This window comes from Variovorax sp. UC74_104, from assembly GCF_044055375.1.
In the GTDB taxonomy this organism is placed as follows: domain Bacteria; phylum Pseudomonadota; class Gammaproteobacteria; order Burkholderiales; family Burkholderiaceae_C; genus Variovorax.
The window spans coordinates 4,489,780-4,508,713 of sequence record NZ_CP171978.1 but is presented as its reverse complement, the minus strand read 5'-3'; the positions used below and the strand labels follow the sequence as shown (position 1 = coordinate 4,508,713).

Here is an 18,934-nt window from a genome sequence, read left to right as displayed (position 1 = left end):
ACACAGTATCGAAGTCGAAGGTTTCCATCGACAAGAGCGAAGCCCCTAGGCGGGGGAAAGACGGGCTGTATTCCTACAGGGGATGGGTACCTATGGCCTAGTTCCCATTGGAAGAGGGCGCAGTGCGGCTCGTTACGAGCGGACGTGCCGAGCACCGGCGACTGCAGGCGTCCGACGCTCGCCCTGATCAGGACCGATCAGGATCCACGGGCGGCCTCGCAGTCCAGCAGGGCGCGCCGCGCGAGCAGGAAGGTCGCGGCATTCCAGCTCTGCCCGGCCATGCCCATGGGCGACAGCGTCCGGCCGTGGAACCACTCGGTGAAGCGCCAGTCGTCGAGCGCGTTGACCTGCGCCAGCCGCGCGAGTTCGGCGCGGGCCATCTCGAGTGCGCCCAGCCTGGCCAGCGCCATCACCCAGAAGCCGCCGACGAAGGGCCAGATGCCCCCGTTGTGATACTGGTGCACGATGTTCTGCTGGTGGCGGCCCATGTAGGCCCGCCACAGCGGGTGCTGGCGCGACAGCGGGTGCAGCACCACGCGCACGGGGTAGGGATCGCTGGCTCGCGCCTGCGTGATGGTGTCGACGATGCGCTGCGCCATGGCCGTGTCGGCCAGCCCGCTCTGCATGGCCAGCACGTTGCCGAATACGTCTCCCTCGTCGCCGACCACGGCCAGGTTGACGAAGCTGAGATACAGCCCGGGGTCGCGCCGGCCGCGGCGCGCGTAGTGCTGCAGCAGCCGCGCGCGGTGGTATTCGGGCAGGTCCCGCTGGAAGGGGTTGAACAGGTGGTTGAAATGGTGCTGCGTTGCCTCCGCATGGTCCAGCGCGTATCGGCGCTTGACCTCGTACCAGAGCGCATTGGTGTAGAGCACGTAGCCCGAGCGCGGCATGATGTCGGCCCAGTCGCTGGCTTCGTTCTGCTGCAGCAGCCGGAAGTGCTGGTGCTCCTGTGCCAGCAGCCAGTCCAGTGCGCGGCCGGCCTCCGCGCTCCAGCGCGAGGAGCCGACCTGCCCGTGACGGCGCACATGGTCCACGGCAATCAGCCACCACAGGGTGGCGTCGATGCAGCCCAGGTACCAGAAGTCGGCATCGCGGCCTTCGGGGTCGACGTACTTCGGGATCTGTCCGTTGGCGGCCTGCCGCGCCGCGAGCGAGTCGATGCTCGCCACTGCGCCTTGCTCCAGCGCTGGAACGCCGCTGCCGCACATCGCCATCACGCATATCGCGGCGTCGCGTCCGAAGATGCGCGTGTAGCGCCGCGCCTCGGCGGCTTCGGTGCGCGAGGCCGCGAGGATGCCGTGCGGCGTCAGGTTGCGTTCCAGAAGAGCGAGGGAGGCCTGCGAGCAGGTTTCGATCAGGTCGAGCGTGGGGGCATCCAGGTCAGTCATGCGTTCGTATCGTGGCGTGGCGCTCTCTTTTTATCAACCGCCCGCTCGACAGTGGGGCATTTCGACGCGGCCCCGCCCGCCGCTCCCGTCCGGTTCGGGCGGACGCACGGGCTTCTCTCCGACATGGTGAATCGGCGCCGGCCTTAACCACGGTGCCCCGCACGCCAGCAAATTGAGGAGCACCAGACGAGAGGACTCTGAAGAGAGGACTCCGAGAACTCTTTCTCAACGGGAGCACCGTGCCGCCGAATCATCCACTCCATGGTGAGCGAGACGCCTATCTTTTCCGCGAGGGCACCCACTCCCGGCTCTACGACGTGCTGGGATGCCACCCCGCGAAAGAGGGCGGTGCGCACTTCGCGGTGTGGGCGCCGAACGCCGAGTCCGTCTCGGTGATCGGCGACTGGAACTACTGGTCCGGCGACGCCGATGCGCTGGCGCCGAGTGCCGACGGCACCGGCATATGGCATGGACACGTTCCCAACGCCGCGGTCGGGCAGGCCTACAAGTACCGCATCCGTTCACGCCACGGCGGCTACACCGTCGACAAGGCCGATCCGGTCGCCTTCAGCGCGGAACTGCCGCCGGCCACCGCTTCGCGGGTCTGCGAACTTTCCTACGAATGGAACGATGCCGAGTGGATGGCCACGCGCGGCCCGCGCAACGCGCTCGGCGCTCCCATGTCGGTCTACGAGGTGCACCTGGGCTCATGGCGGCGCCAGGACGGCCGGTTTCTCGGCTACCGCGAAATAGCCCACCAGCTGGCTGCCTACGTGAAGGAAATGGGGTTCACGCACGTGGAGCTCATGCCCGTGACCGAGCATCCCTTCTACGGCTCATGGGGCTACCAGACCACCGGCTACTTCGCGCCCACCGCACGCTTCGGCTCGCCGCAGGACTTCATGTACCTCGTCGACCACCTGCACCAGCAGGGCATCGGCGTGCTGCTCGACTGGGTGCCTTCGCACTTCCCGACCGACGAGCACGGGCTCTCGTACTTCGACGGCACGCACCTCTACGAACACGCCGATCCGCGCCAGGGCTTCCACCCGGAGTGGAACTCCAGCATCTTCAACTACGGGCGCTCCGAGGTGCGCAGCTTCCTGGTGTCGTCTGGGCTCTTCTGGCTCGACGTGTACCACCTCGACGGGCTGCGCGTGGACGCCGTCGCGTCGATGCTCTACCTCGACTACGCGCGCCGGCACGGCGAATGGATTCCGAACCGCCACGGCGGGCGCGAGAACCTGGAAGCCATCGACTTCCTGCGGACGCTCAACCGCGCCGTCTACCGCGAGCACCCCGACACGGTCACGGTGGCCGAGGAATCGACCGCGTGGCCGCGCGTGTCTCGGCCCACCGACATGGACGGCCTGGGCTTCGGCGAGAAGTGGAACATGGGCTGGATGCATGACGTGCTGGCCTACATGAAGGAGGACCCGGTCCATCGCCGCTATCACCATCACAAGCTGACCTTCTCGCTGGTGTATGCCTTCCACGAGAACTTCGTGCTGCCGCTTTCGCACGACGAGGTGGTGCACGGCAAGGGCTCGCTGCTCAACAAGATGCCCGGCGACAGCTGGCAGCAGTTCGCCAACCTGCGGGCGCTCTACGGATTCATGTGGGCGCACCCGGGCAAGAAGCTGCTCTTCATGGGCGGCGAGTTCGGCCAGCGGCGCGAATGGACGCACGACGGCGAACTCGAATGGTGGGTCTGCGAACTGGAGGGGCACCAGGGGCTTCAGCGCCTGGTGTCGCAGCTCAACCGGGTCTACAGGGACGCGCCCGCGCTGCACCAGGTCGATTTCTCTTCCGCGGGCTTCGAGTGGGTGGCGGCCGACGACGCCGACACCAGCGTGTTCGCCTTCCTGCGCAAGGCGGAGGACGGCAGTCCGCCCCTGCTGGCGGTGAGCAACATGACCCCGGTGCCCCGCACCAACTACCTGCTCGGCGTGCCGCTCGGTGGCCGCTGGCGGGAGCTGATCAACACCGATGCGTCGGAATTCGGTGGAGCGGGCTGGGGCAACTTCGGCGGCGTCGAGGCGGCGCCCGTGCGTTCCCATGGCCGCAGGCAATCGGTGTGCATCACCTTGCCGCCGCTGTCCACGCTGATCCTGGAGCACTGTCCCTGATGAAGAACATCTTCTCTGCAAAGACTGCCTCCCCGCCGGCGGGAGCGGACATGGAGTTCGCGAACGGGGCGTCAGGCACCGTCCGCGCGGTCATCGACGCCGTGTTGCCCTGCGTGGACGGCGGCCGCTTCCCGGTGAAGCGCGTGGTGGGTGAGCCGGTGCGGGTACGCGCCCATTGCTTCACCGACGGGCACGACGTGCTGCGCGTGCAGCTGTGCTGGCGCGCGCACGACCAGGCCGGCTTTCGCGAAGTGCCGATGAAGCCGCTGGGCAACGACGTGTGGGAGGCCAGGTTCTCGCCGCCTTCGATGGGGCGCTACGTCTACACCGCCGTCGCCTGGGTGGATCCGTTCGAGTCGTGGCGCAGCGAGATGACGCGGCGCGTCGATCCCGACGACGTGCGCATCGCCGCGCAGGTCGGCGCGCTGGAGATCGCGGCCGCCGCCGCTCGCGCCGAGGGCGCCGACCGCGTCGCCCTGCAGCGGTGGGCCACCGAGCTCGACGCCGTGGCGGCCAGCCCGGCATCCGACGTCGTCTCGCTCAAGGCCCTGGCGCTCGACGAGGAATACGCCGAGCTCGCGCGGCGCCATCCCGACCGCCGGCACGCGGTGCGCCATCCGGTCGAGCTGCCGCTGGTGGCCGACCGCGAGCGCGCGCGCTTCAGCACCTGGTATGAGCTGTTCCCGCGTTCGGCCAGCCCCGTGCCCGGCGCGCACGGCACCTTCAGGGACGTGGAGGCGCGCCTGCCGGCCATCGCCGCCATGGGCTTCGACGTGCTGTACTTTCCGCCCATCCATCCCATCGGGCGCGAACAGCGCAAGGGCCCCAACAACGCGCTGGAAGCAGGCCCCGGCGATGTGGGCAGCCCCTGGGCCATCGGCGCGGCGGAGGGCGGGCACAAGTCGATCCTGCCGGCCCTGGGCAGCGCGGAAGACTTCAGGCGCCTGCTCGACCGCGCCGCGGCGCATGGCCTGGAGATCGCGCTGGACATCGCCTTCCAGTGCGCGCCAGACCATCCCTACGTGAAGGCGCATCCCGACTGGTTCCGCTGGCGCCCCGACGGCAGCGTGCAGTACGCCGAGAACCCGCCCAAGAAGTACCAGGACATCTATCCCTTCAACTTCGAGTGCGAAGACTGGCGGGGCCTGTGGGCCGAGCTCAAGAGCGTGCTCGACCACTGGATCGGCGAGGGCGTGCGCATCTTCCGGGTGGACAACCCGCACACCAAGGCCTTCCCGTTCTGGGAGTGGGCCATCGGCGAGGTGAAGCGCGCGCATCCCGACGTGATCTTCCTGGCCGAAGCCTTCACGCGGCCGAAGGTGATGCACCGGCTCGCCAAGCTCGGCTTCTCGCAGTCGTACACCTACTTCACCTGGCGCAACACGAAGAAGGAGCTGCAGGAGTACTTCACCGAGCTTTCCAGCGGCCCCGGCATCGACTATTTCCGCCCCAACGTCTGGCCCAACACGCCCGACATCCTTCATGAGCAGTTCCATGCCGGCGAGCCGGCCGTGTTCATGTCGCGGCTTGTGCTGGCTGCCACGCTCGCGGCCAACTACGGCATCTATGGGCCGGCCTACGAACTGTGCGAACACCTGCCGCGCGGACCCGGCAGCGAGGAATACCTCGATTCCGAGAAATACCAGCTGCGCCACTGGAACCACGACGACCCCGCCAGCCTCGCTCCCTTCATCGCGCGGGTGAACCGCATCCGCCGCGAGAACCCCGCGCTGCACTGGGACAGGAGCCTGCGCTTCCTGCACATCGACAACGACCAGCTGCTGGCCTATGCCAAGGAGTCGCCCGACGGCTCCAATGTGATCGTCACCGTGGTCAACCTCGATCCGCACAACACGCAGTCGGGCTGGCTCGGGCTGGAGCCCGCCAGCGTGGGCGTCGCGGCCGGCGCCAGCTTCCAGATGCACGACCTGCTCAGCGGCCAGCGATTCATCTGGCAGGGCGACTGGCACTACGTCCGGCTCGATCCCCACAGCGTGCCCGCGCACATCTTCGTGGTCCGCCGCCGCCACGGCGACGAACGAGACTTCGACTACTTCCTCTGAGGTCGCTCGCCCATGAACGCACCTGTCTCCCACATCGCGCTCGAAACCGTCGAGATCGACAACAGCGACGATCCGCTGTGGTACCGCGACGCGGTGATCTACCAGCTCAACGTCAAGGCCTTCTTCGACTCCAACAACGACGGCATGGGCGACTTCAAGGGCGTCACCGCCAAGCTCGACTACGTGAAGGAGCTGGGCGTCAACACCATCTGGCTGATGCCGTTCTATCCCTCGCCGCTGCGCGACGACGGCTACGACATCTCCGAGTACGAGGACGTGCATCCGCAGTACGGCACGCTGGACGACTTCCGCGAGATGCTGGCCGAGGCGCACAAGCGCGGCCTGCGGGTGATCACGGAGCTGGTCATCAATCACACCTCCAGCGAACACCCGTGGTTCAAGGCCGCGCGGCTCGCGCCGCCGGGCTCGCCGGAGCGCAACTTCTACGTGTGGAGCGACACCGACCAGATCTACCAGGGCACGCGGATCATCTTCACCGACACCGAGGCCTCCAACTGGACCTGGGACCCGGTCGCCAAGCAGTACTTCTGGCACCGCTTCTTCAGCCACCAGCCCGACCTGAATTTCGACAACCCGGCTGTGCTGCAGGCCATCTTCAAGACGATGCGCTTCTGGCTCGACATGGGCGTGGACGGCTTCCGGCTCGATGCCATTCCCTACCTGGTGGAGCGCGACGGCACCAGCAACGAGAACCTTCCCGAGACGCATGCGGTGATCAAGCAGCTGCGCGCGGCCATCGACGCGGAGTACAAGAACCGCTTCCTGCTGGCCGAAGCCAACATGTGGCCCGAGGACGTGCGCGAATACTTCGGCGACGGCGACGAGTGCCACATGGCCTACCACTTCCCGCTGATGCCGCGCATGTACATGGCCATCGCCCAGGAAGACCGCCACCCCATCGTCGAGATCATGGCGCAGACGCCCGACATTCCCGAGGGCTGCCAGTGGGCCATCTTCCTGCGCAACCACGACGAGCTCACGCTGGAGATGGTCACCAGCAAGGAGCGCGACTACATGTACACCATGTACGCGGCCGACATGCGCGCGCGCATCAACCTGGGCATCCGCCGGCGGCTGGCGCCGCTGATGGAGAACGACATGGACCGCGTGAAGCTCATGAACGGCATGCTGCTGTCGATGCCGGGCTCGCCCATCATCTACTACGGCGACGAGATCGGCATGGGCGACAACGTGTTCGTGGGCGACCGCAACGGCGTGCGCACGCCCATGCAGTGGAGCCCGGACCGCAACGCCGGCTTCTCGCGCGCCGACCCGCAGCGCCTGTACCTGCAGCCGATCATGGACCCGCTGTTCGGCTACGAGGCGCTCAACGTCGAGACGCAGGCGCGCGACGCGAGCTCGCTGCTGAACTGGACCAAGCGCATGCTCGCCGTGCGCAAGACCAGCCATGCCTTCGGCCGCGGCAGGCGCCGCTTCCTGAAGCCGGGCAACCGCAAGATCCTGGCCTACCTGAGCGAGTACGACGGCGACGTCATCCTGGCGGTGTTCAACCTCTCGCGCGCCGCGCAGCCGGTGGAACTCGATCTCTCCGAGTTCAAGGGCTTCGTGCCGATCGAGATGCTCGGCCGCGCGCCGTTCCCGCCCATCGGCGAGCTGCCGTACCTGCTCACGTTGGCCTCCTATGGCTTCTACTGGTTCAGGCTCACCGCCGAGGCCAACGCGCCCAGCTGGCACCAGGAGGGCGTGGCTTTGCAGGAGCGGCCCACGCTGGTGCTCTTCGACGGCTGGACCAGCTTCTTCCGCGACCGGGTGATGCCGTGGCGCATCGGCATGGCCGAGCGCATGCGCAACCAGTTCGAGCTGGAGACGCTGCCGCGGCACATCGAGATCCAGCGCTGGTACGCCTCCAAGGGAACGGCCATCCAGCGCGCGCGGCTGGCCGACCACGCCGTCTGGGAGGTGGACGGCCAGAGCTGGATGCTGTCCCTGCTCGACCTCGAAGGACCGCCCGGAGGCGCCACCTACTTCATGCCGCTCGCGCTGGCCTGGGAAGAACGCGATGAAGAACGCATGGCCGGCGTGGGGCAGGCCGCGCTGGCCAAGGTGCGGCAGCAGGCGCAGGTCGGCCTGATGGGCGACGCCTTCTACGACGAGGCCTTCTGCCGCGCACTGGTGCGCACCATCGCCGCGGGCGCCGAGCTGCCCACCCTGGGCGGCAAGCTGGTCTTCCGGCCGACCGCCGCCTTCGCGGAGATCGCCGTCGACATCGATGCGCTGCCCGTCGGCCGGCCCAGCGGCGCGAGCAGCAACACCGCGCTCACGCTGGACGAGACCCTGTTCCTCAAGGGCTACCGCCATGTGCGCGAGGGCATCAACCCCGAACTGGAGATGGGGCGCTTCCTGACCGAGGTGGCGCGCTACCCGCATTGCGTGCCGGTGCTCGGCGCGCTCGAGTACATGACCAGCGACGGGCGCACGATGACGCTCGCCATGGTGCAGGGCTACGTGGCCAACCAGGGCGATGGCTGGGACTACACGCTCGGCTACCTGGAGCGCTTCCTGCGCGACGTGCTCACCACCGACGGCACCGCGCCCGGCGTGCCCGATGCGTCCAGCGTGCACGGCGGCTTCCTCGCGCTCATGGCCACGCTGGGCCGGCGCACCGCGGAACTGCACCGCGCGCTCGCCACGCGCACCGGATCGCCCGCCTTCGACCCCGAGCCGCTGGCCCCCGCCGACTTCGCCGGCTTCAAGTCGCACGCGGCGAACGACGCCGCCGCCACGCTTGCGCTGCTGCGCGAGCGTATCGAGCAACTGCCGGCCGCCGCGCAGGCCGACGCGCGCAGCCTGCTCGATGCGGAGGATGCGCTGCGCACCAGCATCGAGGCCCGCCATCCGGTGGAGGGCGGCGGCATCAAGAGCCGCTACCACGGCGACTTCCATCTGGGCCAGGTGCTGGTGAAGGACAACGACTTCGTCATCATCGACTTCGAGGGCGAGCCGGCTCGCAGCTTCGAGGAGCGCCGCACCAAGAGTTCGCCCCTGCGCGACGTGGCGGGCATGCTGCGTTCGTTCAACTACGCCCGCTGGTCGGCGCTCCGCCGGGTGGCCCAGAGCCCCGACGAGGCCGAGCGGCTTGCCGCGCCAGCCATCGCCTGGGAGCGGGAAACGCGCGAAGCCTTCCTGGGCGGCTACGGCGCCGCGCTGGCAGGGCCGGACGGCGCGCCGCTCGATGCCGAGCTGCTCGCGCTGTTCGAGATCGACAAGGCCCTCTACGAGCTGCGCTACGAGCTCGAGAACCGCATCGAATGGGCGCAGGTTCCGCTGCATGGCGTGCTCGCGCTGATCCAGCAGCCCCGTGCCTGACCCACCGCCGAGGCCACCTTCAACGGAAGACAGATCATGGAAAACTTCGGCATTCACCTGGAGCCGCTGCGCGCGATCCTGTATCAGGTCGGCGCCTTCATTCCGCGCCTGCTGATCGCGCTGGTGGTGGTCCTGGTCGGCTGGCTGGTCGCCAAGGCGGCCCGCTTCACGGTGACCAAGGCGCTGCGCGCGATCAACTTCAACGTGCTGACCGAGCGTGCGGGGCTGGACAACTTCCTGCGCCAGGGCGGACTGGCGGGCGACACCAGCAGCCTGTTCGGCATCCTGACCTACTGGCTGGTGATATTGGCCTCGCTGCTCATCGCCTTCAACGGCATGGGGCTGAGCTACATCGCCGACCTGCTGGGGCGCATCGTCTGGTTCGTGCCCAACGTGTTTGTGGCGCTGCTGGTGCTGGCCTTCGGCTCCTACTTCGCGCGCTTCGTGGGCGAGGCGGTGAGCAGCTATTTCCGCAGCGTGAAGATGCAGGACGCCGTGCTCTTCGGCAAGGTCGCGCAGTACGCGGTGATGGCCTTCGTGATCCTGATCGCGCTGGACCAGATCAAGGTCGGCGGCGACATCGTGCGCGAGAGCTTCCTGGTGATCCTGGCGGGCGTGGTGTTCGCCCTGGCCCTGGCCTTCGGCCTGGCCGGCAAGGACTGGGCGAAGGCCCAGATCGAGCGCTGGTGGCCCCGGCAGACGGGAAGCGCCAAGCCGCCGCCGAGCGTGACCACCGTCGGCGGCAGCCGCCCCCCGCACTTCGACAACGACCGTCCTCCACACTGAAACACAACGCATGATTCGAAAGACCAACCTGGCGATCAGCGCCGTCTGGCCCGGGCGACCCTATCCGCGCGGCGCCACCTGGGATGGGGAGGGCGTCAACTTCGCCCTGTTCTCGCAGCACGCCGACAAGGTCGAGCTTTGCCTCTTCGACGAGCAGGGCCGCCATGAGCTGCAGCGCATCCCGGTGCTCGAGCGCACGGACGGCGTGTGGCACTGCTACCTGCCCGAGGCGCGCCCCGGGCAGGCCTATGGCTATCGCGTGCATGGGCCCTACAAGCCGGAGGAGGGGCATCGCTTCAACGCGCACAAGCTGCTCATCGATCCCTACGCCAAGGACCTGGTGGGCGAACTGCGCTGGGGCGACGCGCTCTACGGCTACACCGTCGGAAGCAAGCGCGAAGACCTTTCCTTCGACCGCCGGGACAGCGCGCCGCTGATGCCCAAGGGACGCGTGCTCGAAACCGCCTTCACCTGGGGGGACGACCGCCGTCCCTCGGTGCCGTGGCAGGACATGGTGATCTACGAGATGCACGTGCGCGGCTTCACCATGACGCACCCCGACGTGCCGCCCGGGCTGCGCGGCACCTACGCCGGACTCGGCTGCGCCCCGGTGGTCGACTACCTCAAGCGGCTGGGCGTGACCACGGTCGAGCTGCTGCCGGTACACAGCTTCCTCAACGACCGCCACCTGGCCGAGCGCGGCCTGCGCAACTACTGGGGCTACAACACACTGGCCTTCTTCGCGCCCGAGATGCGCTACAGCGCCTCGGGCAAGGTCAAGGAATTCAAGACCATGGTGAAGACGCTGCACTCGGCGGGCATCGAGGTGATCCTCGACGTGGTCTACAACCACACCTGCGAGGGCAACCAGCTCGGCCCCACGCTCTCGCTGCGCGGGGTGGACAACGCCTCGTACTACATCGTCAACGGCGACAACCGCCGCTACTACGACGACTTCACGGGCTGCGGCAACACCGTCAACCTCGAGCACCCGCATGCGCTGCAGCTGGTGATGGACTCGCTGCGCTACTGGGCCGAGGAGATGCACGTGGACGGCTTCCGCTTCGACCTGGCCTCGGCGCTGGCGCGCGAGTCGGGCAAGGTGGAAAACCTCGGCGGCTTCTTCGATGCGATCCGCCAGGACCCCACGCTCAACCGGGTGAAGCTGATCGCCGAACCCTGGGACCTGGGCCACGGCGGCTACCAGGTCGGCAACTTCCCGCTCGGCTGGGCCGAATGGAACGACCAGTACCGCGACGGCCTGCGCGGCTTCTGGAAGGGCGACGGCGGGCTCCTGGGTGAGGTGGCCAGGCGCATCAGCGGCTCCGAGGATCTCTATGGCTGGTCCGGCAAGCGCCCCACCGCGAGCATCAACTTCGTCACCGCGCACGACGGCTTCACGCTGCACGACCTGGTTTCCTACAACGACAAGCACAACGAGGCCAACGGCGAGGACAACCGGGACGGCAACAGCCACAACATCTCGTGGAACTGCGGCATCGAAGGGCCCACCGACGACCCCGAGGTGGTGGCGCTGCGCGAGCGCCAGAAGCGCAACCTGCTGGCGATGCTGCTGCTGTCGCAGGGCGTGCCCATGCTGCTGGCCGGCGACGAGCGCGGCCATACGCAGCAGGGCAACAACAACGTCTACTGCCAGGACAACGAACTCGGCTGGATCGACTGGACTTCCACGCCCGAGCGGCTCGCGCTCACGGCCTTCGTCGAGCGCATGGTGGCGCTGCGCCGCGCGCACCCGTCGTTCCGGCGCCGCAGCTTCTTCGCGGGACAGCCTTCCGAAGGCGAGACCGTCACCGACGTCCACTGGCTCAAGCCCGACGGTGGAGAGATGCGGCCGGAAGACTGGAACGACCCCAGCGCGCGCTGCATCGCGATGTACATCCCCGGCAGCGGCATCGTCGACCGCGGGCTGCGCGGCGAAGTTCAGCACGACGACGACTTCCTGGTGCTGCTCAACGCCCATCACGACGAGATCGCCTTCACGCTGCCGCCGATGCGGCACGGCGCCTGGCGGCTGCTGGTCGACACCGCCAACAGCTCGCCGCCCGCCACCACGGAAGACGCGGCCACGCTGGCGCCCGTCTGGTCGGAGCCCCAATATCCCCTGCAATGCCGCTCGCTCGTGGTGCTGAGCCGGCCGGACGTGCGGCCATGACGGCTCACACGGACACCCACGTGCATCGCATGCCGTTCGGCGCGACGGTGCTCGCCGACGGCACCGACTTCGCGCTCTGGGCACCTTCCGCGGAGACCGTGGTGCTCGAACATCATCCGCACCATGCGCCCGGCGGCGGCGAAACCTCCTCGAAGCCGATGTCGCGCGACGGGCGCGGCTGGCATCGCCTGAGCGTGCCCGGCGCGGGGCACGGAGACCGCTACCGCTACCGCCTGCCCGACGGCACGCGCGTGCCCGATCCCGCTTCGCGCTTCAACCCCGAGGACGTGCATGGCCCGAGCGAGGTCGTGGACCCTCGGCGCTTCCAGTGGACGGACGGGGCCTGGCGCGGCCGCCCCTGGGAAGAGGCGGTGGTCTACGAGCTGCACGTGGGCACCTTCACCGAAGAAGGAAGCTTTCGCGCGGCGCGCGAGCGGCTGGCCGAGCTGGCCGAACTGGGCATCACCGCCATCGAGCTCATGCCGCTCGCGGACTTTCCGGGGCGGCGCAACTGGGGCTACGACGGCGTGCTGCCGTTCGCGCCCGATGCCTCGTATGGCACGCCCGACGAACTCAAGGCGCTGATAGACACGGCGCATTCGCTCGGGCTGATGGTGCTGCTCGACGTGGTCTACAACCACTTCGGGCCGGAAGGCAACTACCTGCATGCGTACTGCCCCGAGTTCTTCAATGCCGGGCGGCAGACGCCGTGGGGCGCGGCGATCAACTTCGACGGGCCGGAGTCGCGCACGGTGCGCGACTTCTTCATCCACAACGCGCTCTACTGGGTGGAGGAGTTCCGCTTCGACGGCCTGCGCCTGGATGCGGTGCATGCCATCCACGACCAGAGCCGGCTGCACATCGTGCGCGAGATCCGCGAGGCGCTCGATGCCGGGCCGGCGCGCGGGCGCCATGTGCACCTGGTGCTGGAGAACGAGGACAACCGGGCCTCGATGCTGGTGCGCGACGACCGGGGCTCGCCCTCGATCGGCACCGCGCAGTGGAACGACGACCTGCACCACGCGGTGCACGTGCTGGCCACCGGCGAGCGCGACGGCTACTACGCCGACTATGCCGACGACCCGGTGCGCCGCTTCGCCTGCGCGCTGGCCGAGGGCTTCATCTACCAGGGGCAGCCGTCGGTGTTCCGGCAGGGGCAGCGCCGCGGCGAGCCGAGCGCGCGGCTGCCGTCGCAGGCCTTCGTCTCCTTCCTGCAGACGCATGACCAGGTCGGCAACCGGGCCTTCGGCGAGCGCATCCACGCGCTGGGCGACCCGGTGCTGGTGCGTGCGGCGCTGGCCTGCCTGCTGCTGTCGCCGCATGTGCCGATGCTCTTCATGGGCGACGAGTTCGCGGCTTCCTCGCCGTTCCTTTATTTCTGCGACTTCGGGCCCGAACTGGCGACGGCGGTGTCCGAAGGCCGACGCGCGGAGTTCGGCGGCTTCGCGGCCTTCGCCGACGAGGCTGCCCGCGCGCGCATTCCGGACCCGAACGCCGAAGAGACTTTCCTGGCTTCGAAGCTGCGCTGGCGCGAGCGTGGGGCTCGTCCGCATTTCTCGCGGCTCAGCGAGGTGCAGCAGCTGCTGGATCTGCGCCATCACCTGCTTGTGCCCCGGCTCGGCGGCGCGAAGGGCGCGAGCAGTTACCGGTGCGAGAACGACACGCTGCAAGTGCAGTGGGAGCTGAAGCCGGTGAACGCCGGCGATGGCTCGACACGCCTGCATATGCTGGCCCACTTCGGAGCACGGCCTGTGGAGGATGTGGTGGCGCCGCCCGGCGAAGTGGTCTACAGCGACGGCGCGACCCACAGCGATGGCGCCCTGCGCCTCGCGCGCGGCGCGGTGCACGTGACACTGGAAGCGTTGAATGACGGATGAAGCACGCCACGGCCCCGCCGCGGACGATCTGGGGAGGCTGTGCGCGCACTTCGGCATTTCGACCGGCTACTCCGATGCGTTCGGCAAGCATTGCGAGGCGTCCGCCGAGAGCCTGGTCGCGCTGCTGGGCGAATTCGGCGTGCAGCTCGACGGCACGGTGCCGGCGGGCAAGGCGCTCGAGGCCGCGCGCCGCGCGCGCTGGGCGCAGGCGTTGCCGCCGGTGCGGGCAGTGCTGGCCGGCCAGCCCGCCTGGCCGGTGACGCTGCGCCTGCCGGCGTCCATGCGCCGGATCCGCTGGCAGCTCGACGACGAACACGGCAGGCAACTGGAGGGTGAAGCCGATGCCCAGGCATTGCCCGAGACCGGCCGCATCGACATCGACGGTGCCTGCCTGTGCGAGCGCGTGCTGCAGATGCCGGTCGGCCTGGAGATGGGCTACCACCGGCTGCGCATCGAGGGCCTGCGCGGCGAGACCCTGGTGCTTGCCTCGCCCGGCCGCTGCTATCGGCCACCTGTCGTACGCGACGGCGGCCGCGTCTGGGGAGTGACGGCGCAGCTCTACGGTTTGAGCTCGCCGCGGAACTGGGGCATCGGCGATTTCAGCGATCTGGAGGACCTGGCTGTGCGCATGTCGGAGCAGGGCGCCGACATCATCGGCCTGAACCCCTTGCATGCGCTGTTCACGAGCACGCCGACGGATGCGAGTCCGTACAGCCCCTCGTCGCGCCAGCACCTCAACGTGCTCTACATCGACGTGGAAGCGGTGGACGGCTTCGCAGGCTGCGAGCCGGCTCGCGACAGGGTGCGTTCGCCCGGCTTCCAGGCGCGCCTTGCCGCGCTGCGCGCCGCGCCGCTGGTGGACTACGCGGGCGTGGCCGCGGCAAAGCTCGAAGTGCTCGAATTGCTTTACGACGACTTCTGCGCGCGCCACCTGCCGCCGGAGGGCGCGCCCGACGAGTCGGGCAGGGAGTTCCTGGCCTTCGTCGCGGAGCGCGGCGAGTCGCTGCGGCAGCACGCCATCTTCGAGACGCTGCAGGCGCGCTTTCTTGCCGCTGGAGACGGCGCACGGGACTGGCATGCATGGCCGGCCGCCTGGCGCGATCCGGATTCGGCCGAGGTCACGGCCTTTGCGGTCACCCATGCGCGGCGCGTGCAGTTCCATCAATACCTCCAGTGGATCGCCAGCCGGCAGTTCGCGCGTGTGTCCGCGCGCTGCGATGCGCTCGGCATGGGCGTCGGCCTGTACGTGGACCTTGCGGTGTCGGTCGATCGCGCCGGCTCCGATGCCTGGGGCGCGCAGCAGATGTTTGCCCAGGGTGCCAGCGTCGGCGCGCCGCCGGACGAGTTCAACCCGGCCGGGCAGGGCTGGGGCCTTCCGCCGCTGCGCCCCGACCGCCTGCGCGCAGACGGCTACCGTTTCTTCATCGACACGCTGCGGGCCTGCATGCATGGCGCGGGCGCGTTGCGCATCGATCACGTGATGGGCCTGATGCGGCTGTTCTGGATTCCGCAGGGCCGGAGCGCGCGCGAGGGGGCTTACGTCCGCTATGCGCTGGACGAGATGCTGGCCATCGTGGCGATAGAGAGCCAGCGGCAGCGTTGCATGGTCGTGGGCGAGGATCTCGGCACGGTCGAAGAAGCGATGCGCGACGCGCTGGCGCAGGCCGACGTGCTGTCCTACCGACTGCTGTATTTCGAGAGGCAGGGCGACGGCGGCTTCACGCAGCCCGACGCCTATCCGCCGGCCGCCCTCGTTGCGCTCAGCACGCACGACCTCGCGACCTTCGCGGGCTGGTGGACGGCCTCCGACCTGCGGGAGCGGCTCGCGCTCGGCCTGTTTCCCGACCCGGCGATCTTCGACAGGCAGCTGATGGACCGCGCGCGCGAGCGAATCGCCTTGATGCAGGCCCTGCGGCAGGCGGGCCTGCTGTCGCGCGAGGAGGTGGCGCAGGCGGCCGGGCTCGCGGTGCCGTCCGCGCGCATCGTCGAGGCGGCGCATGCCTTCCTGGCCGCGGCGCCATCGGCGCTGATGATGGTGCAGCTCGAGGACGTGGCGGGCCTCGTGGCCCAGGCCAACATGCCGGGCACGGTGGACGAGCATCCGAACTGGCGGCGCAAGCTGCCCGAACCGGTGGCGGCGCTGGCTGGCGGCGAACTCATGCGCGGATTGGGCGATGCCTTGCGCGCCGAGCGGCCGCGCCGGGCCGAGTCGAAGGGGCAGGGCTCGTCGCCGGGCCTGCGGACCCGCGTGCCTCGCGCCACCTACCGGTTGCAGTTCCACAAGGACTTCGGCTTCGACGACGCGATCCGCGTGCTGCCGTATCTGGCGGAACTCGGCGTGAGCCATGTGTACTGCTCGCCCATCCAGCGTGCGCGCGCCGGCAGCATGCACGGCTACGACGTGGTCGCGCACGGGGAGATCAACCCCGAGCTTGGCGGCGAGGAAGGCTTCGCGCGCTTCACCGCTGCGCTGAAGGCCAACGGCCTCGGCCAGCTGCTGGACATGGTGCCCAACCATATGGGCGTGTTCGGCGCCGACAACGCCTGGTGGATGGACGTGCTGGAGAACGGGCCCGCGTCGCTGTTCGCACAGCACTTCGACATCGACTGGCAGCCGCTCAACGCCGAGCTGACCGGCAAGGTGCTGTTGCCCGTGCTCGGCGCGCACTACGGCGAGGCGCTGGAGAACGGCGAGCTGGTGCTGCGCTTCGAGGAGGCGACAGGCAGCTTCGCCATCGGCTACTACGACCACCGGTTTCCGCTGGCGCCCGAGAGCTATCCCGTGGTGCTCGAACGGGCGCTCGCGCGGATCGGCGATGCAGCCGCATCGGGGGAGCTGGCGAGCCTGGCTACGGCTTTCGGCCATCTGCCGCGGCGCGATGCGGTTTCCGCGCAGGGGCAGGCCGAACGCGTGCGCGACAAGGAACTGCTCAAGCTCCGGCTGGCCCGGCTCGCCGGGCACCATGCCCCGGTGGCGCGGGCGCTCGCGTCGTCGGTGGCGGAGCTGAACCTGGCCGTGCCGGAAGCCCGCGACGCGCTGCACCGGCTGATCGAACTGCAGGCCTACCGGCTTGCGCACTGGCGGGTGGCGGCGGACGAGATCAACTACCGGCGCTTCTTCGACATCAACGATCTCGCGGCCGTGCGCATGGAGCGCGACGAGGTGTTCGAGGCCACGCAGTCGCTCGCGCTGGATCTCGCCGCGTCCGGCGTGGTGGACGGCCTGCGCATCGACCACCCTGACGGGCTCTACGACCCGGCCGACTACTTCCGCAAGCTGCAGGAGGGCTATGCGCGGCGCGCCGGACTGGTACTGCCCGCGCACGACGCGCAGGGGCGGCCCGCACGGCCCCTGTACGTGGTGGCGGAGAAGATCGCTGGGGCGCACGAGGAAGTGCCCGAGCGCTGGCATGTGCACGGCACCACCGGCTATCGATTCGCGAACGTGGCCAACGGCGTGCTGGTCGACACCGCGGCCGAGGCGAGCGTGGTGCACACCTGGCAGCGCTTCACCGGCGATGCCGCGGACTTCGCCTCGGTGTCGCGCGCAGGCCGGCGCGAGGTGATGCGCAACGCACTCGCGTCGGAGCTGAACGTGCTGGCGACCGAGCTGCGGCGCATCGCGGGCGCTGACCGCGGCACGCGCGACTACACGCTCAATGCGCTGCGCCACGCGCTGGCCGACGTCGCCGCGTGCATGCCGGTGTACCGGACCTACATCGTCGAAGGGCCATCGCAACAGGATGGGCGCTTCATCGATACGGCCGTCGACGAGGCCGCCAGGCAGAGCGGCGACGCCGACCGGTCGATCTTCGATTTCGTGCGAAGCGCGCTGCGCGGAGAGGCCGTGGCTTCCGCGCCGCCGGCGCTGCGCGAGCGTGTGCGCCGCTTCGCGCAGCGCTTCCAGCAGTTCAGCGCGCCCGTGGCGGCGAAGGGCGTGGAGGACACGGCCTTCTACCGTTACTTTCCGCTCAGCTCGCTCAACGAGGTGGGCGGCGAACCGGACCTGTTCGGCATCGAGGTCGAGGCCTTCCACGCGGCGAGCGCCGACCGCGCCCGGCGCTGGCCTCACACCATGCTGGCGACCTCCACGCACGACAACAAGCGCTCGGAGGACGTGCGCAACCGCATCGACGTGCTCTCGGAAATGCCCAACGAGTGGACCCTGGCGCTCACGCGCTGGCATGGCCTTTGCCGCAGCACGCGCCAGAGGCTGGCGGGCGGCGAGGCGCCATCGCGCACCGATGAATACCTGCTGTACCAGACCCTGCTCGGCACCTTGCCCCTGGGCGGGCTCGACGCCGGCACTGCACCCGGCTATGGCGATCGCATCTGGCAGTACATGCAGAAGGCCGCCCGGGAAGCCAAGCTGCGCACGCGGTGGTCACGGCCCGACGCTGAATACGAGGCCGCGCTCGAGCGCTTCGTTCGCGATCTGCTGGCCGAACCAAAGGAGAGTGCATGCCTGGCGGACATCCAGCAGCTGGCGGACAGGCTGGCCTGGTTCGGCGCCTGGAACAGCCTCACCCTCACGCTACTGAAGTACGGCTCGCCCGGCGTGCCCGATCTCTACCAGGGCAGCGAATTCATCGAGCTGAGCCTGGTCGATCCGGACAACCGGCGCCCGGTGGACTACGCGCTGCGGCAGCAATGCCTGGCCGGGTTGAAGGCGATGGCCGGGCAGGACGGCCTGGCGCAGCAGGTGCGCTCGATGGCCGAGGCACCGCACGACGGCCGCGCCAAGCTCTGGTTCATCTGGCGGCTGCTGTCGCTGCGGCGGGCGCATCCCGAGCTGTTTCGCGAAGGCAGCTACGAGCCGCTGGTGGTCGACGGGCCGCTGTCGAGGCACATCGTGGCTTTTGCGCGCAGGCGTGAAGGCCGGATGCTGGTGATCGTGGCGGGACGGTTGTTCGTGGACCTCGCGCGCTCCGATGCGCACGACGATGGTGTCGTGCCGGCTCTGCCCGCTGCCGGGAAGTGGAATGGCACGGCGGTGCGGCTTCCCGCGGACGTTGGCGCGGCCGCGTTCAAGAACCTGCTGACCGGCGAGCCGCTGGCGGTGGAGGAGGGGCGTGTTCGCCTGGTCGACGCGTTGCGACGGATGCCGTGGGCCGCACTGGTCTGTGAAACCACCGCTGCCCGGGAGACAGGCGAGCCGAAATCGTGAACG

At 69.0% G+C, this 18,934-nt stretch carries 8 protein-coding genes; 7 read left to right on the top strand and 1 reads right to left on the bottom strand.

The window, feature by feature from the left end; genetic code table 11:
* Nucleotides 1-197 precede the first annotated feature (197 nt).
* A complete protein-coding gene (locus ACHMXA_RS21145) occupies nucleotides 198-1,388 on the bottom strand; it encodes an amylo-alpha-1,6-glucosidase (RefSeq protein ID WP_176666810.1) in 1,191 nt (396 codons plus the stop codon).
* A gap of 239 nt (nucleotides 1,389-1,627) precedes the next feature.
* On the opposite strand from ACHMXA_RS21145, the gene glgB reads away from it, so the two are divergent.
* From glgB to ACHMXA_RS21110, 7 genes are read left to right on the top strand one after another with little or no spacing between them, the layout of a single operon-like run.
* Nucleotides 1,628-3,517, top strand: coding sequence for a 1,4-alpha-glucan branching protein GlgB (gene glgB / locus ACHMXA_RS21140; protein ID WP_176666809.1), 1,890 nt, complete (start codon nucleotides 1,628-1,630; stop codon nucleotides 3,515-3,517).
* On the top strand, nucleotides 3,517-5,580 hold the full coding sequence (locus ACHMXA_RS21135) for an alpha-1,4-glucan--maltose-1-phosphate maltosyltransferase (RefSeq protein ID WP_176666808.1): 2,064 nt from the start codon (nucleotides 3,517-3,519) through the stop codon (nucleotides 5,578-5,580). The genes glgB and ACHMXA_RS21135 overlap by 1 nt, the downstream gene beginning before the upstream one ends.
* 12 nt (nucleotides 5,581-5,592) lie before the next feature.
* Complete coding sequence (gene treS, locus ACHMXA_RS21130) at nucleotides 5,593-8,928, top strand: maltose alpha-D-glucosyltransferase (RefSeq protein ID WP_176666807.1); 3,336 nt, start codon at nucleotides 5,593-5,595, stop codon at nucleotides 8,926-8,928.
* Between the two features lie 36 nt (nucleotides 8,929-8,964).
* Entirely contained in the window at nucleotides 8,965-9,714 is a 750-nt protein-coding gene (locus tag ACHMXA_RS21125; protein ID WP_176666806.1) for a hypothetical protein, read from the top strand.
* Between the two features lie 10 nt (nucleotides 9,715-9,724).
* Nucleotides 9,725-11,887, top strand: a complete 2,163-nt coding sequence (gene glgX, locus ACHMXA_RS21120; protein WP_176666805.1) for a glycogen debranching protein GlgX — start codon at nucleotides 9,725-9,727, stop codon at nucleotides 11,885-11,887.
* Nucleotides 11,884-13,764, top strand: coding sequence for a malto-oligosyltrehalose trehalohydrolase (gene treZ / locus ACHMXA_RS21115; protein WP_218088366.1), 1,881 nt, complete (start codon nucleotides 11,884-11,886; stop codon nucleotides 13,762-13,764). Before glgX ends, treZ begins: the two co-directional genes overlap by 4 nt.
* Nucleotides 13,754-18,931: a malto-oligosyltrehalose synthase gene (locus tag ACHMXA_RS21110; protein WP_395316300.1), complete on the top strand. Its 5,178-nt coding sequence runs from the start codon at nucleotides 13,754-13,756 to the stop codon at nucleotides 18,929-18,931. Before treZ ends, ACHMXA_RS21110 begins: the two co-directional genes overlap by 11 nt.
* The last annotated feature ends 3 nt before the right edge of the window (nucleotides 18,932-18,934 follow it).